Origin of the sequence: Streptomyces minutiscleroticus, assembly GCF_014650875.1 — a bacterium.
GTDB classification, from domain to species: Bacteria; Actinomycetota; Actinomycetes; order Streptomycetales; family Streptomycetaceae; genus Streptomyces; species Streptomyces minutiscleroticus.
The window spans coordinates 25,246-49,151 of sequence record NZ_BMVU01000035.1; the positions used below are offsets into that span (position 1 = coordinate 25,246).

Annotated in this window: 21 protein-coding genes; 9 read left to right on the forward strand and 12 right to left on the reverse strand. The window is 74.2% G+C overall.

All coding sequences use genetic code 11. The features are described from left to right. The first annotated feature begins 87 nt into the window (after window positions 1-87). The 6 genes from IE271_RS27700 (at window position 88) to IE271_RS27725 (ending at window position 7,867) form a co-directional block, all read left to right on the forward strand. The gene (locus IE271_RS27700; protein ID WP_190193178.1) at window positions 88-1,452 is read left to right on the forward strand and encodes an ABC transporter substrate-binding protein; all 1,365 of its coding nucleotides are present in this window, start codon (window positions 88-90) and stop codon (window positions 1,450-1,452) included. Window positions 1,453-1,459: 7 nt separating this feature from the next. Further along, on the forward strand, window positions 1,460-2,431 hold the full coding sequence (locus IE271_RS27705) for a carbohydrate ABC transporter permease (RefSeq protein ID WP_229919596.1): 972 nt from the start codon (window positions 1,460-1,462) through the stop codon (window positions 2,429-2,431). Then, window positions 2,428-3,306, forward strand: coding sequence for a carbohydrate ABC transporter permease (locus tag IE271_RS27710; RefSeq protein ID WP_190193179.1), 879 nt, complete (start codon window positions 2,428-2,430; stop codon window positions 3,304-3,306). Before IE271_RS27705 ends, IE271_RS27710 begins: the two co-directional genes overlap by 4 nt. A gap of 78 nt (window positions 3,307-3,384) precedes the next feature. Next, on the forward strand, window positions 3,385-5,013 hold the full coding sequence (locus IE271_RS27715; RefSeq protein WP_190193180.1) for a glycoside hydrolase family 13 protein: 1,629 nt from the start codon (window positions 3,385-3,387) through the stop codon (window positions 5,011-5,013). 113 nt (window positions 5,014-5,126) lie between these two features. Beyond that, a complete protein-coding gene (locus IE271_RS27720; RefSeq protein ID WP_190193181.1) occupies window positions 5,127-7,304 on the forward strand; it encodes a discoidin domain-containing protein in 2,178 nt (725 codons plus the stop codon). A gap of 167 nt (window positions 7,305-7,471) precedes the next feature. Then, window positions 7,472-7,867, forward strand: coding sequence for a group I truncated hemoglobin (locus tag IE271_RS27725; RefSeq protein ID WP_190193182.1), 396 nt, complete (start codon window positions 7,472-7,474; stop codon window positions 7,865-7,867). 64 nt (window positions 7,868-7,931) lie between these two features. Here IE271_RS27725 and IE271_RS27730 read toward each other — a convergent pair whose 3' ends face one another. The 7 genes from IE271_RS27730 to IE271_RS27760 all read right to left on the reverse strand — a co-directional run bounded on the left by IE271_RS27730 (window position 7,932) and on the right by IE271_RS27760 (window position 13,726). Further along, a complete protein-coding gene (locus IE271_RS27730; protein ID WP_190193232.1) occupies window positions 7,932-8,753 on the reverse strand; it encodes an ABC transporter ATP-binding protein in 822 nt (273 codons plus the stop codon). 20 nt (window positions 8,754-8,773) lie between these two features. Further along, complete coding sequence (locus IE271_RS27735) at window positions 8,774-9,553, reverse strand: ABC transporter permease (protein ID WP_190193183.1); 780 nt, start codon at window positions 9,551-9,553, stop codon at window positions 8,774-8,776. After that, entirely contained in the window at window positions 9,550-10,323 is a 774-nt protein-coding gene (locus tag IE271_RS27740; RefSeq protein WP_190193184.1) for an ABC transporter permease, read from the reverse strand. The genes IE271_RS27735 and IE271_RS27740 overlap by 4 nt, the downstream gene beginning before the upstream one ends. Continuing rightward, window positions 10,320-11,294: an ABC transporter substrate-binding protein gene (locus tag IE271_RS27745; protein ID WP_190193185.1), complete on the reverse strand. Its 975-nt coding sequence runs from the start codon at window positions 11,292-11,294 to the stop codon at window positions 10,320-10,322. The genes IE271_RS27740 and IE271_RS27745 overlap by 4 nt, the downstream gene beginning before the upstream one ends. Window positions 11,295-11,535: 241 nt before the next feature. Next, on the reverse strand, window positions 11,536-12,483 hold the full coding sequence (locus IE271_RS27750; protein ID WP_190193186.1) for a PDR/VanB family oxidoreductase: 948 nt from the start codon (window positions 12,481-12,483) through the stop codon (window positions 11,536-11,538). Continuing rightward, complete coding sequence (locus IE271_RS27755; protein ID WP_190193187.1) at window positions 12,480-12,665, reverse strand: hypothetical protein; 186 nt, start codon at window positions 12,663-12,665, stop codon at window positions 12,480-12,482. The genes IE271_RS27750 and IE271_RS27755 overlap by 4 nt, the downstream gene beginning before the upstream one ends. Then, window positions 12,662-13,726, reverse strand: a complete 1,065-nt coding sequence (locus IE271_RS27760) for a Rieske 2Fe-2S domain-containing protein (protein WP_190193188.1) — start codon at window positions 13,724-13,726, stop codon at window positions 12,662-12,664. Before IE271_RS27760 ends, IE271_RS27755 begins: the two co-directional genes overlap by 4 nt. A 591-nt stretch (window positions 13,727-14,317) precedes the next feature. Here IE271_RS27760 and IE271_RS27765 point away from each other — a divergent pair. Together IE271_RS27765 and IE271_RS27770 are read left to right on the forward strand one after the other, a co-directional pair. Next, on the forward strand, window positions 14,318-16,378 hold the full coding sequence (locus tag IE271_RS27765) for a phosphocholine-specific phospholipase C (RefSeq protein ID WP_190193189.1): 2,061 nt from the start codon (window positions 14,318-14,320) through the stop codon (window positions 16,376-16,378). A 178-nt stretch (window positions 16,379-16,556) separates the two neighbouring features. Then, complete coding sequence (locus IE271_RS27770) at window positions 16,557-17,390, forward strand: LURP-one-related family protein (protein ID WP_190193190.1); 834 nt, start codon at window positions 16,557-16,559, stop codon at window positions 17,388-17,390. 155 nt (window positions 17,391-17,545) lie between these two features. Here the strand turns inward: IE271_RS27770 and IE271_RS27775 are convergent, their stop codons facing one another. Together IE271_RS27775 and IE271_RS27780 are read right to left on the reverse strand one after the other, a co-directional pair. After that, window positions 17,546-18,547, reverse strand: a complete 1,002-nt coding sequence (locus IE271_RS27775) for a DMT family transporter (protein ID WP_190193191.1) — start codon at window positions 18,545-18,547, stop codon at window positions 17,546-17,548. Beyond that, window positions 18,544-19,344 carry a phosphatase PAP2 family protein gene (locus IE271_RS27780; RefSeq protein ID WP_190193192.1) on the reverse strand — a complete coding sequence of 267 codons (801 nt, stop codon included), beginning with the start codon at window positions 19,342-19,344 and terminating at the stop codon, window positions 18,544-18,546. Before IE271_RS27780 ends, IE271_RS27775 begins: the two co-directional genes overlap by 4 nt. A 226-nt stretch (window positions 19,345-19,570) precedes the next feature. On the opposite strand from IE271_RS27780, the gene IE271_RS27785 reads away from it, so the two are divergent. Beyond that, the gene (locus tag IE271_RS27785) at window positions 19,571-20,194 is read left to right on the forward strand and encodes a TetR/AcrR family transcriptional regulator (protein WP_190193193.1); all 624 of its coding nucleotides are present in this window, start codon (window positions 19,571-19,573) and stop codon (window positions 20,192-20,194) included. Window positions 20,195-20,341: 147 nt separating this feature from the next. On the opposite strand, the gene IE271_RS27790 is transcribed toward IE271_RS27785, so the two are convergent. The 3 genes from IE271_RS27790 to IE271_RS27800 are packed head-to-tail and all read right to left on the reverse strand — an operon-like array spanning window position 20,342 to window position 23,893. Beyond that, window positions 20,342-21,373 (reverse strand): DUF2510 domain-containing protein, encoded by a 1,032-nt coding sequence (locus tag IE271_RS27790; protein WP_190193194.1) that lies wholly within the window; start codon window positions 21,371-21,373, stop codon window positions 20,342-20,344. 55 nt (window positions 21,374-21,428) lie between these two features. Beyond that, a complete protein-coding gene (locus tag IE271_RS27795; protein WP_190193195.1) occupies window positions 21,429-22,586 on the reverse strand; it encodes an anhydro-N-acetylmuramic acid kinase in 1,158 nt (385 codons plus the stop codon). Further along, window positions 22,577-23,893, reverse strand: coding sequence for an MFS transporter (locus IE271_RS27800; protein WP_190193196.1), 1,317 nt, complete (start codon window positions 23,891-23,893; stop codon window positions 22,577-22,579). Before IE271_RS27800 ends, IE271_RS27795 begins: the two co-directional genes overlap by 10 nt. Window positions 23,894-23,906 lie beyond the last annotated feature (13 nt).

Genomic DNA, 23,906 nt, shown 5'->3' on the forward strand with positions numbered 1-23,906 from the left:
GCTTGAGTGTGCGGCGCCAGACACGGCGCCGCACCGCCCGGTGTGCCGCCGTGGGCCTTCCACGCGCCTGCCCGAAGGGGTCCGCCCATGAGAAGCACCGGGTTCCGCCGCCGTACCAGCACCGCGCTCCTGACCTCGGCCCTCGTCCTCGTCGCCGCGACCGCCACCGCCTGCGGGCCGGACGGCGGCGACGACGCCGCGGACGGCAGGACCCGCATCACGGTCAACTGCATGCCGCCCAGGAGCGCCGAGGTCGACCGCTCCTTCTTCGAGGCCGACGTGAAGGAGTTCGAGAGGCGGAACCCGGACATCGACGTCGTCCCGCACGACGCCTTCCCCTGCCAGGATCCCAAGACCTTCGACGCCAAGCTCGCCGGCGGCCAGATGGAGGACGTGTTCTACACGTACTTCACCGACGCCCGGCACGTCGTCGACGTCGGGCAGGCCGCCGACATCACCCCGTACGTCAAGGAACTCAAGAGCTACGGCACCCTCCAGCGGCAGCTGCGCGACATCTACACCGTCGACGGGAAGGTCTACGGCGTCCCGCGCACCGGCTACTCCATGGGCCTGATCTACAACCGCGCCCTCTTCGAGAAGGCGGGCCTCGACCCCGACGAGCCGCCGGCCACCTGGGAGGAGGTGCGCGCGGCCGCGAAGGGGATCGCGGCGCTCGGCGACGGCACCGTGGGCTACGCCGACTACAGCGCCCAGAACCAGGGCGGCTGGCACTTCACCGCCGAGCTGTACTCCCAGGGCGGCGACGTGGTGAGCGCCGACGGAAAGAAGGCCACGATCGACACCCCCGAGGGGCGCGCGGTCCTGGAGAACCTCAGGGCCATGCGCTGGACGGACGACTCGATGGGCAGCAAGCAGCTGCTCGTCATCAACGACGTCCAGCAGATGATGGGCTCGGGCAGGCTCGGCATGTACCTCGCCGCCCCCGACAACATCCCGATCCTGGTCAAGGAGAAGGGCGGGAACTACAAGGACCTCGCCCTCGCCCCGATGCCCGGCGGCAAGGGCACGCTCATCGGCGGCGACGGCTACATGTTCAGCAAGAAGGCGTCGCCCGAGCAGATCCGGGCCGGCCTGAAGTGGCTCGACCACATGTTCCTCACGCCCGGCGACGGCTTCCTCGGCGACTACGCCCGCGCCAGGAAGAACGACGCGCCCGTCGGCCTGCCCGAGCCCCGCCTGTTCACCGGCGCCGCCGACGCCGCCGACCAGAAGGCGAAGAAGGCCGACGCCAACGTCCCGGTGGAGAACTACCGGGCCTTCCTCGACGGCAACCAGGACCTGGAGATGAAGATCGAGCCGCCGCGGGCCCAGCAGATCTACTCCGTCCTCGACGGCGTCGTCTCCGCGGTCCTCACCCAGGAGGACGCCGACGTCGACCGGCTCCTGAAGGACGCCTCCGGCAAGATCGACGGCATCCTGGCCCGGGGCTGACCCGCCCATGACGACCGCCTCCCGGCCCTCCCTGCTCCCCCCGGCCGCCCCGCGCGTGCCAAAGGGGAAGCCGCGCCCGCCCGTACGCCGCACGGCACACCCCTGGCGCCGCCGCCTCGCCGACCAGGCGCACGCCTACGCCTTCCTGCTCGGCGGCCTGCTCTGCTTCGCGCTGTTCTCCTGGTACCCGGCGATCCGCGCCGTCGTGATCGCCTTCCAGGAGTACACGCCCGGCTCGGGCGGCGAGTGGGCCGGCACCGCCAACTTCACCCGCGTCCTGCACGACCCGGAGTTCGCCGCCGCCTGGCGCAACACGCTCGCCTTCACCGCGCTCGCCCTGCTCGTCGGCTTCGCCGTCCCCTTCCTCCTCGCCCTCGTCCTGAACGAGCTCCGGCACGCCAAGGCCTTCTTCCGGGTCGTGGTCTACCTGCCCGTGATGATCCCGCCGGTGGTCAGCGCCCTGCTGTGGAAGTGGTTCTACGACCCGGGCGCGGGCCTGGCCAACGAGGCGCTGCGCTTTGCGCACCTGCCCACCTCCACCTGGTCCAACGGCGCCGACACCGCGCTGATCTCCCTGGTGATCGTGGCGACCTGGGCCAACATGGGCGGCACCGTGCTCGTCTACCTGGCCGCGCTCCAGGGCATCCCCGGCGAGCTGTACGAGGCCGCCGAACTGGACGGCGCCGGCCTCCTGCAGCGCATCCGGCACGTCACGGTCCCGCAGACCCGGTTCGTGATCCTCATGCTGATGCTGCTGCAGATCATCGCGACGATGCAGGTCTTCACCGAGCCGTTCGTCATCACCGGCGGCGGCCCCGAGAACGCCACCGTCACCGTGCTCTACCTGATCTACAAGTACGCCTTCCTCTACAACGACTTCGGCGGGGCCTGCGCGCTCAGCGTCATGCTGCTGCTCCTGCTCGGCGCCTTCTCGGCGGTGTACCTGCGGCTGACCCGCTCCGGAGAGGACGACGCGTGACCGCCCCCCGCACCCTCGTCTCGCCGGCCGCCCTCGCCCGCCCGCGCGGCAGGGCCGTCTACTGGACCGTCTTCACCGGCGTCGTCCTGCTCTTCGCGCTCGCCTTCCTCTTCCCCGTGTACTGGATGGCGACGGGCGCGATGAAGTCGCCGGACGAGGTGACGCGCACGCCCCCCACCCTGGTCCCCGAGCAGTGGCACCTCGGCGGGTACGCCGACGCGTGGGAGCTGATGCGGCTGCCGACCCACCTGTGGAACACGGTCGTGCAGGCCGCGGGCGCCTGGCTGCTCCAGCTCGTCCTCTGCACGGCCGCCGCGTACGCCCTGTCCAGGCTGCGGCCCGCCTTCGGCAAGGTGGTCCTCGGCGGCATCCTCGCCACCCTGATGGTCCCGGCGCAGGCCCTGGTCGTCCCCAAGTACCTGACCGTCGCCGACCTGCCGCTGATCCACACCAGCCTGCTCAACGACCCGCTCGGCATCTGGCTGCCCGCCGTCGCCAACGCCTTCAACCTCTACCTGCTCAAGCGCTTCTTCGACCGCATGCCGCGCGACGTCCTGGAGGCCGCCGAGATCGACGGCGCCGGACGGGTGCGCGTGCTGTGGTCGATCGTCCTGCCCCTGTCCCGGCCGGTCCTCGGAGTGGTGTCGATCTTCGCCCTGGTCGCCGTCTGGCAGGACTTCCTGTGGCCGCTGATGGTCTTCTCCGACACCGACGAGCAGCCGATCAGCGTGGCCCTGGTCCAGCTGTCGCAGAACATCCCGCTGACGGTGCTCGTCGCCGCCATGGTGATCGCGAGCATCCCGATGGTCGCGCTGTTCCTGGTCTTCCAGCGGCACATCATCGCGGGGGTCGGCGCGGGCGGCACCAAGGGCTGAGCCGCGGCCCCGGGACGACCGCACCCGTCACCCCTCACGAGCGAAAGGCCCCGAGTGACCCCAGTGAAAGGCACCCACGTGGCACGCGAGTCCGACCCCGTCCGCCCCGCGGCCCCCGGCGCCGGCCGGGACGGGTGGTGGCGCTCCGCCGTCATCTACCAGGTGTACGTCCGCAGCTTCGCGGACGGCGACGGCGACGGCACCGGGGACCTGGCGGGCGTGCGCGCCCGGCTGCCGTACCTCGCGAAGCTCGGCGTCGACGCCCTGTGGTTCACCCCCTGGTACCTCTCGCCGCTGGCGGACGGCGGCTACGACGTGGCCGACTACCGGACCGTCGACCCCTCCTTCGGCACCCTCGCCGAGGCCGAGAAGCTCATCGCCGAGGCCCGCGAGCTGGGCATCCGCACCCTCGTCGACATCGTCCCCAACCACGTCTCCGACCGGCACGCCTGGTTCCGGGCCGCGCTCGCCGCCGGGCCCGGCAGCCCCGAGCGCGAGCTGTTCCACTTCAGGCCCGGCCGCGGGAAGGACGGCGGGCTGCCGCCCAACGACTGGCGCTCGCAGTTCGGCGGTCCCGCCTGGACGCGGCTGCCCGACGGCGACTGGTACCTGCACCTGTTCGCGCCGGAGCAGCCCGACCTCGACTGGGCGCACCCGGCCGTCCGGCAGGAGCACGAGGACGTGCTGCGGTTCTGGTTCGAGCGGGGCGTGGCGGGCGTGCGCATCGACTCGGCGGCGCTGCTGGCCAAGGACCCGCGCCTGCCGGACTTCGTGGAGGGCCGCGACCCGCACCCGTACGTGGACCGCGACGAGCTGCACGACGTCTACCGCTCCTGGCGGCGGGTGGCCGATGAGTACGGAGGCGTCTTCGTCGGCGAGGTGTGGCTGCCCGACTCCGAGCGCTTCGCCCGCTACCTGCGCCCCGACGAGCTGCACACCGCCTTCAACTTCGCCTTCCTGTCCTGCCCGTGGGAGGCGGGCCGGCTGCGCGCGGCCGTCGACGAGACGCTCGCCGAGCACGCGCCGGTCGGCGCGCCCGCCACCTGGGTGCTGTGCAACCACGACGTGACCCGCACGGTCACCCGCTACGGCCGCGCGGACACCGGCTTCGACTTCGCCACGAAGGAGTTCGGCACCCCCACCGACCTGGCCCTCGGCACCCGCCGGGCGCGCGCCGCCGCCCTGCTCACGCTCGCCCTGCCCGGCTCGGTCTACCTCTACCAGGGCGAGGAGCTGGGCCTGCCCGAGGCGGAGGTGCCCCGGGAGCACATCCAGGACCCGATGCACTTCCGCTCCGGCGGCCGCGACCCGGGACGCGACGGCTGCCGGGTGCCGCTGCCGTGGACGGCCGACGCCCCCCACGCCGGGTTCGGCTCGCGCGAGCGGCCGTGGCTGCCGCAGCCCGCGGACTGGCCCGCGTACGCGGCCGACCGCCAGGACCGCGACCCCCGCTCCATGCTGAGCCTGTACCGGGAGGCCCTGCGCCTGCGCCGGGCCGAGCCCGGCTTCGGGGACGGCCCGCTGCGCTGGCTGGAGGCGCCGGAGGAGGTCCTGGCGTTCGCCCGCGCCGACGGCCTGCTGTGCGTCGTGAACCTGGGCTCCGCCCCCGCGGACCTCCCCGCCCACCGCGCGCTCCTGCTCTCCAGCGGCCCGCTCGGCCCCCGAGGGCGGCTGCCGCGCGACACGGCGGTCTGGCTGCGCGCCTGACCCGCCCCACCCCCCGCCTGCACGTTCCGTTCTCCCAACCCCCACCACGAAGGGACCGGCACATGCACAGCCATCGGTATCCGCACCGCACCGGCACCAGACCTGTCAGGAGCATGTCACGATCGGCGGTGACGGCGGCCGCGGTCGCCGCCGCGCTCGCCGCCGGGACGCCCGCCGTCACCGCGCCCCCCGCCGCCGCGGCTCCCGAGGCGGCCGCCGCCGCGGGCGCCGACCTCCCCTTCACCTCCGTGGAGGCCGAGTCCGCCACCACGACGGGCACGAGGATCGGCCCGGACCACACCCAGGGCACCCTCGCCTCGGAGGCGTCCGGGCGGCAGGCGGTACGGCTGACCGCCGGACAGCGCGTCGAGTTCACCGCGCCCCGCGCCGCCAACGCCCTGAACACCGTCTACAGCGTCCCCGACGGCCAGACCGGCACCCTCTCCGTGTACGTCAACGGCCGGAAGCTGTCCCGGACGATCCCCGTCACCTCCAAGTACTCCTACGTCGACACCCCTTGGATAGCGGGGTCGAAGACCCACCACCTCTTCGACGACGCGCGGCTGCTGCTCGGGCAGAACGTGCAGGCCGGCGACAAGGTGGCCCTGGAGGCGACCGGCACCCAGGTCACCGTGGACGTGGCCGACTTCGAGCAGGTGGCCGCGGCCGCGAGCAGGCCCGCGGGGTCCGTCTCCGTCACCGACCGGGGCGCCGACCCGAGCGGGCAGGGCGACTCCACCCAGGCGTTCCGGGATGCGATCGCCGCCGCCCGGGGCGGAACGGTGTGGATCCCGCCGGGGGAGTACCGCCTGACGTCGTCCCTCAACGGGGTCCAGGACGTCACGATCCAGGGCGCCGGCAACTGGCACTCGGTCGTGCGCGGCTCCCGCTTCATCGACCAGAGCAGCGGCTCCGGCGACGTCCACCTCAAGGACTTCGCCGTGATCGGCGAGGTCACCGAGCGCGTCGACTCCAGCCCGGACAACTTCGTCAACGGCTCCCTGGGGCCGGACTCCACCGTCTCCGGCATGTGGCTGCAGCACCTCAAGGTCGGCCTGTGGCTCACCGGGAACAACGACAACCTCGTCGTCGAACGCAACCGCGTCCTCGACATGACCGCCGACGGCCTCAACCTCAACGGCACGGCCAAAAACGTGCGCGTCCGCGACAACTTCCTGCGCAACACCGGCGACGACGCGCTCGCCATGTGGTCGCTGTACTCGCCGGACACCGACAGCAGCTTCGAGAACAACACCATCTCGCAGCCGAACCTCGCCAACGGCATCGCGATCTACGGCGGCACCGACATCCAGGTGAAGAACAACCTGATCGCCGACACCAACGCCCTCGGCAGCGGCATCGCGATCTCCAACCAGAAGTTCATGGACCCGTTCTTCCCGCTCGCCGGCACCATCACGGTCTCCGGCAACACCCTGGTGCGCACCGGCGCGATGAACCCCAACTGGCAGCACCCCATGGGCGCGCTGCGCGTCGACTCCTACGACAGCGCGATCGGGGCGACGGTGGACATCACCGACACCACGATCACCGACAGCCCGTACAGCGCCTTCGAGTTCGTCTCGGGCAGCGGGCGCGGGTTCGCGGCCAGGAACGTCACCGTCAGCGGCGCGACGGTCGGGAACACCGGCACGGTCGTCGTGCAGGCCGAGACCCCCGGCGCCGCCACCTTCCGGAACGTCCGGGCCACCGGGGTCGGCGCGGCCGGGGTCTACAACTGCCCCTACCCCGCCGGGTCGGGCACGTTCGCGCTCACCGACGGCGGCGGCAACTCCGGCTGGGACAGCACCTGGTCCGACTGCTCCACCTGGCCGCAGCCCGGCCGGGGCGACCCCGGGCCCGACCCGGACCGCAACCTCGCCAAGGGCCGCCCGGCCACCGCCACCGGCTCCGCCGACGTCTACACGCCCGGCAAGGCGGTCGACGGCGACGCGGACACCTACTGGGAGTCCACGAACAACGCCTTCCCGCAGTCCCTGACCGTGGACCTCGGCTCGCCGCAGGCCGTGCGCCGTCTGGTGCTGAAACTGCCGCCGCAGGCCGCCTGGCAGGCCCGCACCCAGACGCTGTCCGTGCAGGGCAGCACGGACGGCTCGGCCTGGTCGACGGTGGTCGCCTCCAGGGGCTACCGCTTCGACCCGGCCACCGGCAACACGGCCACCGTCGCCCTGCCGGGCGGCACGAACCTGCGCCACCTGCGGCTCCAGGTGAGTGCCAACACCGGCTGGCCGGCGGCCCAGTTCAGCGAGGTGGAGGTCTACCTGACGGACTGAGGGACGAGCGACGGACCGGAGGACCGGGTGTTTCCGTCGCTCGTGCGCCGCGTGAGGAGCCGGTTACGGAAGGCTCCTCACGCGGCACGACCGCGCCGGAGGAGGTTCTGACAGGCCGGTAACCCCGCCCTGACTCCCGGGCAAGAAGCCGGCGCGACGCTGGCCGCATGACCGACACCACCTCCGGCACACCGGCCGCGACCAGCACCACGAGCCTCTTCGAGCAGCTCGGCGGAGAGCCCGCCGTGGCCGCCGTCGTGGACGTCTTCTACGACAAGGTGCTCAGCGACCCGGACCTGGCACCGTACTTCGCGGGAGTCGACCTCGACCGCCTCAAGCAGCACCAGCGGCGCTTCATCGGACAGGCCCTCGGCGCCACCCGCCCCTACTCGGGGCGCTCCATGCGCAAGGCCCACGAGCACCTGGCGATCACGGACGCCGCCTTCGGCCGGGTCGTGGAGCACCTGGCCGCCTCGCTCGCCCAGGCCGGCGTGGACGAGCCGACGATCGGCACGATCGCCGAGGCGCTGCTGCCGCTCAAGCCGGAGATCGTGACCGCCTGACGGCGCCCCTGTCCCGCTCCCGTCTCCGTTTCCGTCCCCGTCCCGGCAGGTCCGGCCGCCCGGCTCAGCGGGGCGGGTACGTCCTCGCGCCGGCGTCCTCCACCGGTGCCGCCCCGCGCTTCGCCGCCTGGACCTGCTCGTACACACGGGTCCGCAGTTCGGCGAAGCGCGGGGCGACGCGGGTGTGCAGCTGGTCCCGCTCCACGGGCAGGTCGACGGCCAGCTCCTCCTGCACGACGGTGGGCGACGAGGACAGGACGATCACCCGCTGCCCCAGGTAGACGGCCTCGTCGATGTCGTGGGTGACGAACAGGACCGTGACGCCGCGCTCCCGCCACAGCCCGCGCACCAGGTCCTCCAGGTCGGCCCGCGTCTGGGCGTCGACCGCCGCGAACGGCTCGTCCATCAGCAGCACGTCCGGCTCGTAGGCGAGCGCGCGGGCGATCGCCACCCGCTGCTGCATGCCGCCCGACAGCTGCCACGGGTAGGCGTCCGCCGCGTCGGCCAGGCCCACCGACCCCAGCGCGTCCGCGACCAGCTCCCGGCGCCGCTCCCCGCCCAGCCCCTTCTGCCTCAGCGGCAGCTCGACGTTCCGGCCGACCCGCATCCACGGGAAGAGGCTGCGGCCGTACTCCTGGAAGACCACCGCCATGCCGGGCGGGGGAGCGGTGACGGGCCCGCCGCCCAGCCGGACCTCGCCCGCCGTGGGCCGCAGCAGCCCGCCCACGCACTTCAGCAGCGTGGTCTTGCCGCATCCCGACGGGCCGACGAGACAGACGAACTCGCCCGCGCCGACGGTGAAGGAGAGGTCGCGCACCGCCTCCACGCGGCGCCCCGCCCCCTCGTACACCTTGCGCAGGCCGGACACGGTGAGCAGCGGGTCCACGGACCGCCCTTCCACGAGGCTCACGGCGACCGCCGGGAGGAGGCGCGCAGGCCGTGGTACCAGCCCAGCGCCCTCCGCTCCAGAAGCCGGAAGACGACGGAGAGCACGAAGCCGAGCAGACCGAGCAGCAGGATGCCGGTCCACATGTCGGGGATCGCGAAGCCGCGCTGGAACTGCACGATCGTGAAGCCGAGGCCGTTGCTCGCCGCGAACATCTCGCTGATGACCATCAGGACGATGCCGACGGACAGGGCCTGGCGCAGGCCCGCGAAGATCTGCGGGGCCGCCGAGGGCAGCACGAGGTGGCGCAGCCGGGCCGCGCCCGTGATCCCGTACGAGCGGGCCGTCTCCGCCGCCACCGCGTCGAGCGCGCGCACGCCCTCCACGGTGTTGAGCAGCACCGGCCAGACGCAGCCGCTCGCGATCACGGCGACCTTCATGGCGTCGCCGATGCCCGCGAACAGCATGACGACCGGCACCAGCACCGGCGGCGGCACCGCCCGCAGGAACTCCAGGACCGGCTCGCACACCGCCCGCACCCGCCGGTGGGTGCCGATCACCGTGCCGAGCGCCACGCCCGCGACGGCCGCCGCCGCGTAGCCGCCCGCAAGGCGCACCACGCTGGGCAGCACGTCGCCGCGCAGCCGCTCGCCGGTCCACACGTCGGGGAAGGCCGCCAGGACCGTGCGCAGCGGCGGCCAGTACACGTTCGTGCTGCCGTCGGAGGCCAGCCACCAGACGGCGACGAGCAGCGCGGGCAGGGCGAGGGCGAGGAACAGCCGCACGACGAGGCCCCTCACACCGCCACCTCCCCGCGCACGGACCGGTGCCAGGACAGCGCCCGCCGCTCCACCGCCCGCGCGCCCACGTTGATCAGCAGCCCCAGCAGGCCGGTGACCACGACGAGCGCGTACATCTCCGGCACGGCCTGCGAGGCCTGCGCGACCGCGATACGGGCGCCGAGGCCGGGGGCGCCGATGACCAGTTCGGCGGTCACGGCGAGGATCAGCGCCACGGCGGCGGCCAGCCGCACCCCCGTCATGACGTACGGCAGGGCCGTCGGCCACAGCACGTGGCGCACCCGGGCCCAGGCGCCGAGCCCGTAGGAGCGGGCCGTCTCCTCCGCCACGGGGTCCACGTCCCGCGCCCCGTACAGGACCTGGACCAGCACCTGCCAGAAGGAGGCGTACACCACCAGCAGCAGGACCGAGCGCAGTCCGGTGCCGTACAGCAGCACGGCGAGCGGGATCAGGGCCACCGACGGGATGGGCCGCAGGAACTCGACGGTGGAGGCCGTCGCCTCGCGCAGGTACGGCACGACCGAGATCACCACGCCGGCCGCGACGCCCGCGCCGACCGCGAGCGCCAGCCCCAGCGCCCAGCCGGTCAGGGTGTCGCCGAGCGCCGTCCAGAAGGCGCCGTCCGCCGCCTCGCGGCCCAGCGCGCCCGCGATCCGGCTGGTGGGCGGGAGGTACTCCTCCTTCACGAGGCCGAGCCGCGGCACCGCCTCGCCCAGGGCGAGGAAGGCCGCGAGCCCGGCCGCGCCGAGCGCGGCACCCGCGCCCCTCACGGCAGCAGCTCGTCCAGGTCGGGCTCGTCCGCGAAGAGGCCGTCGCGCTCGCCGAGGTCGCGCAGCGCCTCGATGGAGGGACGGTTCGCCTCGGCCGGCCACTTCGGCAGCGTCACCCCGGCCAGCACCGGCGCGGGGATCTTCGTGTACGTGGTGACGACCTCGCGCACCTCGTCGGGGTGCGCGTCGGCGTAGGCGAGGGACTCGGCGGTCGCCTCCCGGAACCTCTCCACCACGTCCGGATGCCGTTGCGCGTACTGCCGCGAGGTGAAGTACATGGCGACGGTGAGCTTGTCCGCGACGTCGACCATGGCCGAGGCGATCTCGCGGCCGCCCTGGCTCTTGACCGTGGCGAGCGCGGGCTCGACCACCATCGCGGCGTCGACCCGCCCGCCGTCCAGCGCGGCGGGCATCTGGTCGAAGGCCAGCTCGACGAAGTCCACCTCGTCCGGGTCGCCGCCGTCCCTGCGCACCGAGGCGCGCACCGCGGTCTCGTTGATGTTCTTGAGCGTGTTGACGGCGACCTTCCTGCCCTCCAGGTCCCTCGGCCTCTCGACCGGGCTGCCCTTCTTCACGGTGATCGCGCCGAAGTCCTCGCCCGCCACGCCCGAGGAGGCCGCGCCGTTGACGACGGCCTGCACGGGCACGTCCTTGGACTGGGCGATCATCAGCGAGGTCATGTTCGAGAAGCCGAACTGGAACTGGCCGCTGACCACGCCCGGCACGATCGCCGCGCCGCCCTGCGCGGTCGTCATCGACAGCTTCAGGCCCCGCTTCTCGTAGAAGCCCTTCTTCCGGCCGAGGTAGACGGGGGCCACGTCGACGATGGGGATGATGCCCACCTTGACGGTGGTGGTGCCGCCCGCTCCGCCGCCGTCGTCGGAGCCGCCGCCTTCGTCGGACGAGCCGCAGGCCGTCAGCGCGGCCAGCAGGGAACCGGCCGTGAGGCCGATGAGCAGACGACGGCGCATGACTCCCCCTGTGGGCCGACCGATGTGCTCCGACAGGCTGTGCGCGGACCGCACGAGTGTGCTGAGCGGGAACGTAGAGGGTGTGCTGACGCGGGGTGAATGCCCTTGCGTGCGACGGTAGTTGACGGCGTGGAAAGTGTGATCGCAGTGCGGTCCGGCCCCGCGCGGCCCGCCGCCCCGGCCGCCGGGGGCGGGGTCCGGGGTCCGGGGGCCGAGGTCCGCGCGGAAGCGGACCCCGGGATCACAGGTCCAGCACCAGCCGCTCCCCGCGGCAGCGGGAGACGCAGATGAGCATGGTCTCGCCGGCCTCGCGCTCCTCCTCGGTGAGGACCGAGTCCCGGTGGTCGGGGACGCCCTCGACGACGTCGGTCTCGCAGGTGCCGCACGTGCCCTCGGCGCAGGAGTACAGCACCTCGACGCCGGCGGCGCGCACCGCGTCGAGCACGGAGACGTCCGGGCCGACGGCCAGGGTGCGCCCGGAGCGCGCCAGCACCACCTCGAAGCCGTCGTTCCCGCCCGCCGCCGGCTCCGCGGGCCGGAACCGCTCCGTGTGCAGGGCGCCCGCCGGCCAGGCCGCCGCGCAGCGCTCCCCGACCGCGTCCAGCAGCGGGCCGGGCCCGCAGCAGTAGACGAGCGTGTCCGCGTCCGGTGCGGCGAGGGCCGTGTCGAGGTCCAGCGGTCCGGTCTCGTCCTCGGGCGCGAGGCGCACCCGGTCCCCGTAGCGCTCCAGCTCCTCACGGAACGCCATGCCCGCGCGGGTGCGCCCGCCGTACAGCAGCGTCCAGTCGGCGCCCGCCGCCTCGGCCGCGGCCAGCATCGGCAGGATCGGGGTGATGCCGATGCCGCCCGCGACGAAGCGGTAGCGCGGTGCGGGCCGCAGGGCGAAGTGGTTGCGCGGTCCGCGCACCCGCACCGTCGCGCCCTCCGCGAGCCGTGTGTGCACGTACGCCGAGCCGCCGCGCCCGTCCGGCTCGCGCAGCACCGCCAGGCGCCAGGCGCTCCGGTCGGCCGGGTCGCCGCACAGCGAGTACTGCCGCTCCAGGCCGGGCGCGAGGACGACGTCGACGTGGGCGCCCGGCTCCCAGGCCGGCAGGGCCGCGCCCGCCGGGTGCCGCAGGACGACGGCCAGGACGCCGTCGGCCGCCGGGGCGAGGCGTCCGACGACGAGCTCGGCCTCGTACGGGGTCATGAGCCGTTCCCCCGTGCCGTCGCGCCGGGCGGGCGGTGCCCCTCGGGGTGGGCGAGCATCCACTCCCACATGGCGACCGGGTCCTCGGCGGTGTGCTCGGCCCCGCAGTGGCAGGTGCCGTGCAGCACGTCGGTGCCGGGGAGCCAGGCGACGCGGTAGACCTCGCCGGTGCGCGCGCTCACCGGACCTCTTCCGCGGGCTTGGCGCCCTCCTCCACCAGCCGGGCGAGGATGCGGCGGGCCGCGAGACCGCCGGTGTCGATGTTGATGCTCAGCTCCTGGTAGCCGGCGCGCTCGGTGCCCAGCGCCCGCTGCAGCAGGTTCAGCGCCGTCACGTCCTGCATGACCACCGTGTGGTTGTTGGCGCGCAGGAACTCGGTGACCTCCGCGTCGTCGGTCGCCCAGTCGCGCGAGACGGCCCAGAAGTCGTACACCTTCCCCTCGGCGGACGGTGTGATCGCGTACGTGATCTCGGTGTGGAAGCCGTGCGGGTCGGCGCCGTCCGCCCCGGGCACCACGCCGACCGGGGCGATCCGGCTGTGCAGCAGGTACAGGCACGGAGCGTGGTACTCGATGTCCTGCCAGCGGGTGATCCGGCCCTCGATGCCGGTCGAACGGGCGTAGAAGGGCGGGCACTCGGCGTCATCCATGTGCCGGCTCACCCGCACCACGCCCGCGCCCTCGTCGACCTCGGTGGTGATCGGCGTCTCGGCGACCTCGGGGGTGCCGATGAAGCCGCCGTGCAGATAGGTCTCGTGCGAGAGGTCGAGGAGGTTGTCGACGAGGAGGCCGTGGTCGCAGTCGATCGGCTCCATGCCGCGCACGGTGACCCAGCCGGGGGAGTCCAGGTGCCGCGCCCGCGGCACGGTGTCCGGGTCGGCGAGGGCGGGGTCGCCGATCCACACCCACACCAGGGAGTCCAGCTCCGCGACGGGGTAGGAGGCGACGCGCGCGGTGCGCGGGACGCGCTTCTGGCCCGGCACGTACACGCAGGTGCCGGTCGTGTCGTAGGTGAAGCCGTGGTAGCCGCACACGATCCGGTCGCCGTCGAGGCCGCTCGCGGACAGCGGGTAGCGGCGGTGCACGCAGCGGTCGTGGAGGGCGACGGGCCGGCCGTCCTCCTCGGTGCGGTACAGGACGAGCGGCTCTCCCAGGACCGTACGGCCGAGCAGCTCCCGTCCCACTTCGTGGGAGTACGCGGCGACGTACCACTGGTTTCTGGCGAAGGCGGTCATGTGCGGCATGAGCGGTCCCGTCCCTGAAGGGCGGGGCCCCGTCGCCCCGCGTGCCACCACGGTCGTGACGGGGGACACACGGCCGCAACACGGCTTCCGCTTGACGGAAGCCCGGCCGGACGCGCCCGCACGGGACGGCGCCCGCGCGGGGACGGCCCGCCGGGCGGCCGGGGAGGAGGCGCGGACGCACGGGTGCGGAGGCCGCCGAAGGGCGCGGACGTGCGCCGGACTCCCGCCGGCGGGCGCGCGTGCCCGCCGCCGGGCAGCACGGGCACGCGCGCGGACGCCGGGCAGCACGGGCACGCGCGCGGACGCCGGGCAGGACATGGGCACGCGGGCGCCGCCGGACAGGGCACGGGCGCGCACAGATGTCGGGCAGGGCATGGGCACGCGGAAGCCGCCGGGCAGAACACGGGCACGCGGGCGGACGCCGGGCGGGACACGGGCACGCGGGCGGTCGCCCGGTGGTGTTCGCGTCCCGGACCCTCCGGCGTCACACGGGCGCCACGGGCCCTTCCCCGGCGTTCGCTGCTCTTGGACCATTCCTCCCGCACGCGTCCCATCCGTCGCACCACACAGGACAAAGAGGTCACCCCACCCATGACCGAGGTCAACCGGCGCCGCTTCCTCCAGCTCGCGGGCGCCACCACCGCGTTCACCGCCCTGTCGGGCAGCATCGAGCGGGCCGCGGCGCTGCCCGCCAACCACCGCACCGGGACGATCGAGGACGTCGAGCACATCGTCGTCCTGATGCAGGAGAACCGGTCCTTCGACCACTACTTCGGCGCGCTCCGCGGCGTCCGCGGCTTCGGCGACCCGCACCCCGTGAGCCTGCCGAACGGCAGGTCCGTGTGGCACCAGCCCGACGGCGAGGGGGAGCTGCTGCCCTTCCGCCCGGAGGCCGACGACCTCGGCATGCAGTTCCTGGAGGGACTGCCGCACAGCTGGCCCGACGGGCAGGAGGCCTACAACGGCGGAAAGTACGACCGGTGGGTCCCCGCCAAGGGCACCACGACGATGGCGTACCTGACCCGCGAGGACATCCCGTTCCACTACGCGCTCGCCGACGCGTTCACCGTCTGCGACGCCTACCACTGCTCGTTCATCGGCTCCACCGACCCCAACCGCTACTACCTGTGGTCCGGGCACACCGGCAACGACGGCAGGGGCGGCGGCCCGGTCCTCGGCAACGACGAGCTCGGCTACGACTGGACGACCTACCCCGAGCGCCTGGAGAAGGCCGGGATCTCCTGGAGGATCTACCAGGACGTCGGCGACGGCCTGGACGCGGACGGCTCCTGGGGCTGGATACCCGACGCCTACCGCGGCAACTACGGCGACAACTCCCTGCTGTACTTCGACAAGTACCGCACCGCGCGCCCCGGCGACCCGCTGTACGACAAGGCCCGCACGGGCACGGACGTCAAGAACGGTGACGGCTACTTCGACAGGCTGCGGGCGGACGTCGAGGCGGACCGGCTGCCGCAGGTCTCCTGGATCGCGGCCCCCGAGGCATTCTCCGAGCACTCCAACTGGCCCTCGAACTACGGCGCCTGGTACATCGCGCAGGTCCTGGACGCGCTCACCGCCAACCCGGAGGTCTGGTCGAAGACGGCGCTGTTCATCACCTACGACGAGAACGACGGCTTCTTCGACCACGTCGTGCCGCCGCTGCCGCCGGCGTCCGCCGAGCGGGGGAAGTCCACGGTCGACGTCTCCCTCGACCTCTTCCCCGGCGACGGCTCCCGCGTCGCCGGCCCCTACGGCCTCGGCCCGCGCGTGCCGATGCTGGTCGTCTCGCCGTGGAGCAAGGGCGGGTTCGTCTGCTCCGAGACCTTCGACCACACCTCGGTCGTCCGGTTCATGGAGCGCCGCTTCGGGGTGCGCGAGCCGAACATCTCGCCCTGGCGCCGGGCCGTCTGCGGCGACCTGACCAGCGCCTTCGACTTCTCCCGCAAGGACAGCAGGCCGGCCGCGCTGCCCGACACCGACGCGTACGAGCCGCAGGACCGCGACCGCCACCCGGACTACCGGCCGACGCCGCCGGCCGACGCCGCGCTGCCCCGGCAGGAGCGCGGCGTGCGCCCCGCCCGCCCGCTGCGGTACGCGCCCGCCGTGGACGGCGCGGCCGACCCGGGGGCGGGGACGTTCACGCTGACCTTCGCCTCCGGGGCCACGGCGGGCGCCGCCTTCCACGTCACCTCCGGCAACCGCGCCGACGGCCCGTGGTTCTACACCACCGAGGCGGGCAAGCGGATCTCGGACACCTGGGACTCCGCGTCCTCGGAGGGCTCGTACGACCTGACCGTGCACGGCCCGAACGGTTTCCTGCGCGTCTTCAAGGGCCCGGGGCGGACGGCAGGACCCGAGGTGACCGCCCGGCACAAGGGCGACGACATCGAGCTCACCTTCACCAACAAGGGCTCCGGCACGGTGGGGCTCAGGCTCGCCGACGGCTACGGCGGCCGCCCGCGCACCCTCAAGGTGCGCGCGGGTGCCACCGTCCGCCACACCGTCGGCCTGGGCGCGAGCCGGCGCTGGTACGACCTGACCGTCACCTCCGAGGCGGACCCCGCCTTCCTGCGCCGGTTCGCGGGCCACGTGGAGAACGGCCGGCCCGGCGTGAGCGACCCGGCGATCGGCGCGGCGGGGAGGCGCTGAGAGCGGCGGGCGCCCGCGGGGACCGCGCGGGCGCCCGCACGCGCCGACGCGGCGGCGTACGGCGGGGTTCTCACCCCGGCACCGCGTCTGACGTGCGAGGATCTCGGTCCGGACGTGCGAGGGTCTCGGTCCGGAAAAGCGTGGCCGGAAAACGCCGGTGGCGGGATAGTGTGCCTCGGTGACGACACAAGCGAACACTCCCGCAGGCTGGTACCCGGATCCGCACGGGGCGCCCCGGACGCTGCGCTACTGGGACGGGGCCCAGTGGACGCAGAACACGAGCCCCGAGCAGCAGGCCCCGGGCGCCGCCCCGCAGGGGCAGCAGCTGCCGCAGCAGCCGGCCGCGCCGGACCCGCGCGTCCAGCGGCAGGTGCAGCAGCAGGCCGGAGTGGCCGGGGGCGCCGCCGGCGGCGGGACCCTGTTCACCGAGCCGGTCCTGGTGGTGAACCAGAAGGCCAAGCTGATCGAGCTGACCAACGAGTACAAGGTCATGGACCAGCAGGGCAACCAGCTCGGCGCGGTCGTCCAGGTCGGCCAGAGCGCGCTGCGCAAGATCCTGCGCTTCGTCTCCAGCCTCGACCAGTTCCTGACGCACCGGCTGGAGATCCGCGACGCGTACGGGCAGCCGCAGCTGCTGCTGACGCGTCCGGCGAAGATATTCAAGTCGCGGGTGGTCGTGACCCGGCCGGACGGGACGCCGGTCGGCGAGATCGTCCAGCAGAACATGATCGGGAAGATCAACTTCGCGATCAACGCCGACGGGCGGAAGGTCGGCGAGATCAGGGCGGAGAACTGGCGCGCCTGGAACTTCGCGATCGTCGACCACGCGGACAACGAGGTCGCCCGGATCACCAAGACCTGGGAGGGCCTGGCCAAGACGATGTTCACGACGGCCGACAACTACGTCCTGCAGATCCACTACCAGCTGCCCGAGCCGCTGCTGAGCCTGGTGGTCGCGACGGCCCTCACCGTCGACACGGCCCTGAAGCAGGACTCCCGCGGCCTCGGCTGAGCCGGCGGCGCGACACGGCCGGGTCCCGGCGGCACGACTGCCGAGGTCCTGCGGTACGGCGGCTTGGGCCCTGCGGTACGGCGAAGGGGCCGCGGAACACCCCGCGGCCCCTTCGCCGTACCGGAACCCGGCCGGCCTCCCGGCCGGTCACGGCACTAGAGGCGGGTCAGGCGGGTCCCCGGCTGCTTCGGCACCCGCGCCGGTTCGTACGGGGCCGGGGCCGGGAGCGGTGCGGGGGACGGGGAGGCGTGCGAGGGCAGGGACAGGACCGCGGCGACCGGGTGCTCCTCGCCGGCCGGGCCGGCCGGGGGTGCCCCGCCGGCGGCGGCCGGCTCCGGTGCCGAGCGGGACAGCGCGACCACGCCGAGCGCCGCCAGGGCCGCTCCGGCCAGCGCGAGCAGCAGGCCCGCCGTGCCGCCCTGGAGCCGCTCGCCGAGCAGCGACAGGCCGATCGCGGCGGCGGCGACCGGGTTGGCCAGGGTCACGACCGCGAGCGGGGCGCCGAGCCCGCCCCGGTACGCCGTCTGCGACAGCAGCAGCCCGCCCGCGGCGAAGGCCGCGACGAGCACCGCCACGACGATCACCTGGACGTCGAGCAGCGGCCCCGTGCGGTCGGTCACCGCGACCGTCACCGTCTGCGTGAGTGCGGAGGCGACGCCCGAGGCGACGCCGGACGCGGTGGCGTGCCGCAGCCCGGGCCGTGCGCCCGGCCGGGACAGCACGCCGATCAGCGCGGCCGTGGCGCCCGCGACCGCCAGCGCCTCGGGGACGCTCAGCACGTCGTCGGGCGCGGGACCGGACGCGGTGACGAGCAGGGCCCCCAGCCCGGCCAGGGTCAGCGCCGTGCCGCGCCACTCCACGGCCCGCACCCGCCGTCCGGCCACGCGCGCGCCCAGCGGCACCGCGGCGACCAGGGTGAGCGCGCCCAGCGGCTGGACCAGGGTGAGCGTGCCGTACTTGAGGGCGGCCACGTGCAGCAGCGCGGCGGCCGCGTTGAGCGCGACCGACCACCACCAGGCGCCGCTGGCCAGCAGGCGCAGCGCGCCGGAGTCCGCGTCCGCCGTGCGGAAGGCGAGCCGTTCCTGCGCGACCGCGGCCGCCGCGTACGCCACGGCGGAGAACAGGGACAGGACGACGGCGGACAGGGTGGCGTTCATCGGCCGGCCCCCACGAGAGGGGCCGTCGCACGGTCGGCGAGGACCGTCCGGGCGCCGCGCCGGGTCACCGTCGCCCGGCCGCCCGGCGGGTGGAGCGCGGTCAGCGCGAGGCCGAGCAGCGCGGCCGCCGCGATCGAGTCGAACCAGTAGTGGTTGGCGGTGCCGGTGATCACCAGCAGGGTGAGCAGCGGGTGCAGCAGCCAGAGCCAGCGCCACCGGGTGCGGGTGGCGGCGACGAGACCGACGGCGACCATCAGCGCCCAGCCGAAGTGCAGCGACGGCATCGCCGCGAACTGGTTGGACAGCGTGTCGGTCGTCGGCGAGGCGCTGTAGACGGAGGGCCCGTAGACCCGCGCGGTGTCGACGAGGCCGGCCGCGGCCAGCAGCCGGGGCGGCGCCAGCGGGAACGCGAGGTGCAGCACCAGGGCCGCGGCCGTCAGCGCGGTCAGGACCCGCCGCGCCCACACGTAGTGCGCGGGCCGCCGCAGGTACAGCCAGACCAGGAAGGCGACCGTGGCCGGGAAGTGGACGGTCGCGTAGTAGGTGTTGGCGACATGGACGAGGGCGTCGCCGTGCAGCAGGACGGACTGCACGAGGCCCTCGCCGGGCAGGTGGACGGCGCGTTCCGCGTTCCACACCTCGTGCGCGTGGCGGAAGGCCTCGCCGGTGTGCCCGTCGGCGAACTGCCGGCCGAGTTTGTAGACGAGGAAGAGTCCCGCGACGAGGAGGAGTTCGCGGACGAGCGGGGGCCGCCCGGCGGCGGCCCCCGGCTGCGCAGGCTCGGTACGGGAATCCATCCCCCGGCCCCTTTGCTGACGTACGGCTCATGTGGTGCGTGGTGAGCCCGGGAGGCCGCCCGCTCCCACCGGACCGGACCGTCTCCACGACTCATCGAAACGCCAGTGTACCGATACGCATCCGTACCGGTACACTGGCGTTTCGATGGGGTGAAGTCGCCCCGACGGCGGGCACACTGGAAGCGGCCCGGAGCGCGGGGTCCCGGGGGCGAGGAGGGAAAGAGCCATGACGTCGCAGGCTGCGGACGGACCGGACACGGTCGTCGCGTCGCGCCGCTCCAAGATCACGCCGGAGCGTGAGCAGGAGTTCTACGACGCCGTGCTCGCGCAGCTCCGCGAAAGCGGCTACGACTCCCTGACCATGGAGGGGGTCGCCGCCAGCACCCGGTGCAGCAAGTCCACGCTCTACCGGCAGTGGCGGACGAAGCCGCAGTTCGTGGCCGCCGCCCTGCGCGCCAACCGCTGCCCGCGGTTCTCCGGGATCGACACCGGCTCGCTCGCCGGCGACCTGCTGGAGGCCGCGCGCCTGGCGGGGGAGCGCTCCGGCGGCGACACCCGGCTGCTGCAGGCCCTCGGCCACGCCATCATGCAGGACGCGGAGCTGAAGTGCGCCCTGCGCGAGACGCTGGTCGAGCCGGAGGTCGCCGAGTTGCAGGAGATCGTCCGGCGGGGCGTGGAGCGGGGCGAGATCGCCGCCGACCACCCGGCGCTGGAGTTCCTGCCGGCCCAGCTCTTCGGGGTGATGCGCGGCCGCCCGGTGCTCACCGGGCGCTACGCCGACCCCGAGTACATGGTCCGCTTCGTCGAGGCCGCCGTCCTGCCGGCCCTCGGCCTGCGCAGGCCGGACTGAAAGACCCAGGCCGCCGTCCACGGGATGACTGGACGGTGACCTGCTCGCGCCGCACCGTGGGGACGGGGGCGGCGCGCACCCCCCGGCCGGGTGGGGTTCCTCCGGAGCGGAGAGGCGCCCCACCCGGCTGAACTTCGTCCCCCGGGGTCACACCTCCTGGCCGCTGCTGCCGCCCGCGGCCTTCTTGATGCCCTTGGTGATCTCGTCGATCACCGACAGCTCGGGCGCCTCGTCGCTGACGTCGATGCCGAAGCGGACGACGACCAGCACGTCGGAGTCGGCCGGGGAGGGGAAGGCGAGCGACTCGACGTAGCCGTCGTCGCCGTTGGCGGTCTCCACCTTCCAGCGGACCATGTAGCCCTTCTCGCCCGCCACGGTCACGGCCTTCGAGGCCAGCTCGTCGTGCGAGGTGATCTCGCCGTAGCTCTCGCCCCCGTAGGAGTCCTCCGCGTTCTTGGAGATGTCCTCCTTGGCGGCGGCCTCGGCGGTGGTGGCCTTCAGCTCCCAGGCCCGGGCGGGCGCCGAGTTGGCCCCGCCGCGCACGCACTGCGAGGAGGAGTCGCCGGGGCACGCGTACGTCCCCGTCGAGACCGAGGCGCCGATCGCGCCGGAGGAGCCGGTCCAGCCGTCGGGCACGGGGATGCTGATGCCGCTGATCCCGTCGGTGGCGTAGCCGTCCTCGGTCTGCGGCTGCCGCGGCGCGCCGCTCTCGCCGCCGCCCGGACCGCCCTGGCCGCCGCCGTCCTGCCCCTCCGGGCCGCCCGGCCGCTGCGGCGCGGTGCGCGCGGTGTCGCTGCCGCCTGTGTCGTTCGAGGTCAGCGCGTACACGCCGCCGCCGATGCCGGCCAGGACCGCCACGGCGGCGGCGACGGCTATGCCGGTGCGCAGCCCGCGCCGCTTCGGACCGTGCGGCACGGCCGGGTACGCCCCCGCCGGGTACGGTCCCGCCGGGTACGGTCCCGCCGCCGGGTACGGACCGGCCTCCGGCGCCGCGTACGGCCCGGCCCCCGGCGGCCGGGCCGGTGGAGCCGAGGGGGCCGGCGGGGCCCACGCGGCGCCCGTCCCGGCGGGCCGGGTCTGCGCCGTCCACGTGCCCCCGTCCCACCAGCGTTCGGTGGCGGGGCCGTCACTTGTCTGCCCGGGGTCGGGGTACCAGCCGGGAGGTGTCACCTGGGTCATGGCCCCTACGGTATGAGCCGAGCCTGAAAGCCGGATGAGAGGGACCGGCGAAATCTCATCCGCTCCGCCGCAGCGCCAGCCGCACCGGCCGCGTCCCGCCCCGCGGGGGCAGCCGCAGCCCGTCGCGGCCGGGGGTGAGCGAGCCCAGCACGCTGGGGTGCCGGGCACCGGTGCTCGCCGGGTCGGTGCCCGGCAGCCCGTGCCAGGTCAGGAAGCCCAGGACCGCGAAGGCGTACGCCTCCTTCGCCGCCGAGGGCAGGCCCAGCCCGTCCGAGGAGCGCAGCGCGACACCCGGCAGCTCGGCGCGCAGCGCCGCCATGAGCACCGGGTTGCGGGTGCCGCCGCCCGAGGCGATCACCTCCGTCGCCGCCACCGCGCGCACCGCGTCGGCGACCGTGCGGGCGGTGAGCCGGGTGAGCGTCGCCAGCACGTCCGGCGCGGACAGCTCCCCGAAGCCGGCCAGCGCCGCCCGCAGGTACCCGGCGTGGAACAGCTCCTTGCCCGTCGTCTTCGGCGCGTCCAGCGCGTAGTACGGCTCCGCCAGGAGCCTGCGCAGCAGCGGGCCGTGCACCGTGCCGCGCGCGGCGAGCGCGCCGTCGGTGTCGCGGGACAGGCCGGCGAGGGCGGCCGCGGCGGCGTCCAGCAGCGCGCACGCCGGACCGGTGTCGAAGGCCGTGCCGTCGGGCGCGGTGAGGTTGGCGATGCCGCCCAGGTTCAGCGCCACCGGGGTGCCCGGGCGGCCCCGCAGCCACAGCAGGTCCACCAGGCTGACCAGGGGCGCGCCCTGGCCGCCCGCGGCGACGTCGCGGGGCCGGAAGTCGGCGGCCACGGGCAGGCCGGTCGCCTCGGCGATCCACGCGGGCTGCCCGATCTGCAGCGTGCCGTGCACGGTGTTGCCCTCCGCCCAGTGGTACACCGTCTGCCCGTGCGAGGCGACCAGCTCCGCCCGCCCGCCGCACAGCTCGCGGTCCGCGCGGACGGCCGCCGCGGCGAAGGCGCGGCCCACGAGCGTGTCCAGGCGGCACACCTCGGCCAGCGACGTGGCCGCCGGGGGCAGCGCCGCCGCGAGCGCGTCCCGCAGCCCGGGCGCGTACGCCTCGCTCACCATGCCCAGCGGCCGCAGCTCCAGGGTGTCCCCGTCCAGCCGCAGGTCGGCCGCCGCGGCGTCGATGGCGTCGTACGACGTCCCGGACATCAGGCCGATCACCCGCACGAGGGCTCCTCCCGGTCGCGCCGTCCTCCTCCGCCGAGCAGGGCGAGCGCGCTCACCGCGCACGTCGCCGCCGCGTAGTACGCCGGGACGTCCACGTTCCCGGTCCGCTCGACCGTCTCGGTGACGATCAGCCCCGCGCAGCCGGAGAACACCGCGTTGGACAGGGCGTAGGAGAGCCCGAGGCCGGTGTAGCGCACGTTCGTCGGGAACATCTCCGCCAGCATCGCCGGCCCCGGCCCCGCCATCAGGCCCACCACGGCCCCGGCGGCGAACACCGCCGCGCCCTTCGCCGCGGTCGCCGCGCCCGGGTCCTGGAGCAGGTCCAGCAGCGGGAGCGCGAGCACGACGACCAGGCAGGCCCCGGCGAGCATCACCGGGCGGCGCCCGACCCGGTCGCTGAGCAGCCCCGCCGGGAGGATGGCGAGGGCGAAGCCGAGGTTGGCCAGCACGGTGGCGACCAGCGCCTGGCGGAACGTGGCGTCCAGCGAGCTCTGCAGGTACGAGGGCAGCACGACGAGGAAGGTGTAGCCGGCCGCGGACCAGCCCATGATCCGGGCCGCGCCGAGCACGATCGCCCGGGCGGTCCCGCGGCCCGGCGGCCGCGCGGCCGGCCGCTCCCGCTCCGCGCGGAACGACGGCGTCTCGTCCAGGCGCAGGCGCAGCCACAGCGCTCCGAGGCCGAGCGGCAGCGTCAGCAGGAACGGCACCCGCCAGCCCCATTCGGCCAGCTGCCCCTCGCTCAGCACGGTGGCGAGGAGGGCCGCCGCCCCCGCGCCGCCCAGCAGGCCGAGCGCCACCGTGAACGACTGCCACGCCCCGTACAGGCCCCGCCGGCCGGGCGGCGCGGACTCCGTCATCACCGACACCGCGCCGCCGAACTCCCCGCCCGCCGACAGCCCCTGGACCACCCGCAGCAGCGTCAGCAGCCAGGGCGCGAGGGCGCCCACCGCGTCGTACGTGGGCAGCGCGCCGATCAGCGTGGTGGCGCCGGTCATCAGCACGATCACCAGGATCAGCACAGGGCGCCGGCCGATCCGGTCGCCCAGGCGCCCGAACAGCGCGGCGCCCACGGGCCGGAAGAAGAACGCGAGCGCGAAGGACGCGTACGTCTTCACCAGGCCCTCGGCCTCGCCGCCGCCCTCCGGGGTGAAGAACCGCGCCGCGACGACCGTGGCGAAGTAGCCGTAGACGCCGAACTCGTACCACTCGATGAAGTTCCCCACCGACCCCGCGAGCAGCGCTCTGCGGGAGTGTCCCGGCCGGGCGGCGGCCCGCGGGCCCGGACCGGGTGCGGGACCAGCGCTCATGTCTTCTCCAGCC

Bases quoted from the DNA above. Each gene is read 5' to 3' on its own strand.
- IE271_RS27790 (WP_190193194.1), bottom strand. From the start codon at position 21,373: ATGACCCAGGTGACACCTCCCGGCTGGTACCCCGACCCCGGGCAGACA.
- IE271_RS27700 (WP_190193178.1), top strand. From the start codon at position 88: ATGAGAAGCACCGGGTTCCGCCGCCGTACCAGCACCGCGCTCCTGACC.
- IE271_RS27760 (WP_190193188.1), bottom strand. From the start codon at position 13,726: ATGCCGCACATGACCGCCTTCGCCAGAAACCAGTGGTACGTCGCCGCG.
- IE271_RS27800 (WP_190193196.1), bottom strand. From the start codon at position 23,893: ATGAGCGCTGGTCCCGCACCCGGTCCGGGCCCGCGGGCCGCCGCCCGG.
- IE271_RS27765 (WP_190193189.1), top strand. From the start codon at position 14,318: ATGACCGAGGTCAACCGGCGCCGCTTCCTCCAGCTCGCGGGCGCCACC.
- IE271_RS27720 (WP_190193181.1), top strand. From the start codon at position 5,127: ATGTCACGATCGGCGGTGACGGCGGCCGCGGTCGCCGCCGCGCTCGCC.
- IE271_RS27745 (WP_190193185.1), bottom strand. From the start codon at position 11,294: ATGCGCCGTCGTCTGCTCATCGGCCTCACGGCCGGTTCCCTGCTGGCC.
- IE271_RS27785 (WP_190193193.1), top strand. From the start codon at position 19,571: ATGACGTCGCAGGCTGCGGACGGACCGGACACGGTCGTCGCGTCGCGC.
- IE271_RS27725 (WP_190193182.1), top strand. From the start codon at position 7,472: ATGACCGACACCACCTCCGGCACACCGGCCGCGACCAGCACCACGAGC.
- IE271_RS27780 (WP_190193192.1), bottom strand. From the start codon at position 19,344: ATGGATTCCCGTACCGAGCCTGCGCAGCCGGGGGCCGCCGCCGGGCGG.
- IE271_RS27705 (WP_229919596.1), top strand. From the start codon at position 1,460: ATGACGACCGCCTCCCGGCCCTCCCTGCTCCCCCCGGCCGCCCCGCGC.
- IE271_RS27750 (WP_190193186.1), bottom strand. From the start codon at position 12,483: ATGACCCCGTACGAGGCCGAGCTCGTCGTCGGACGCCTCGCCCCGGCG.
- IE271_RS27775 (WP_190193191.1), bottom strand. From the start codon at position 18,547: ATGAACGCCACCCTGTCCGCCGTCGTCCTGTCCCTGTTCTCCGCCGTG.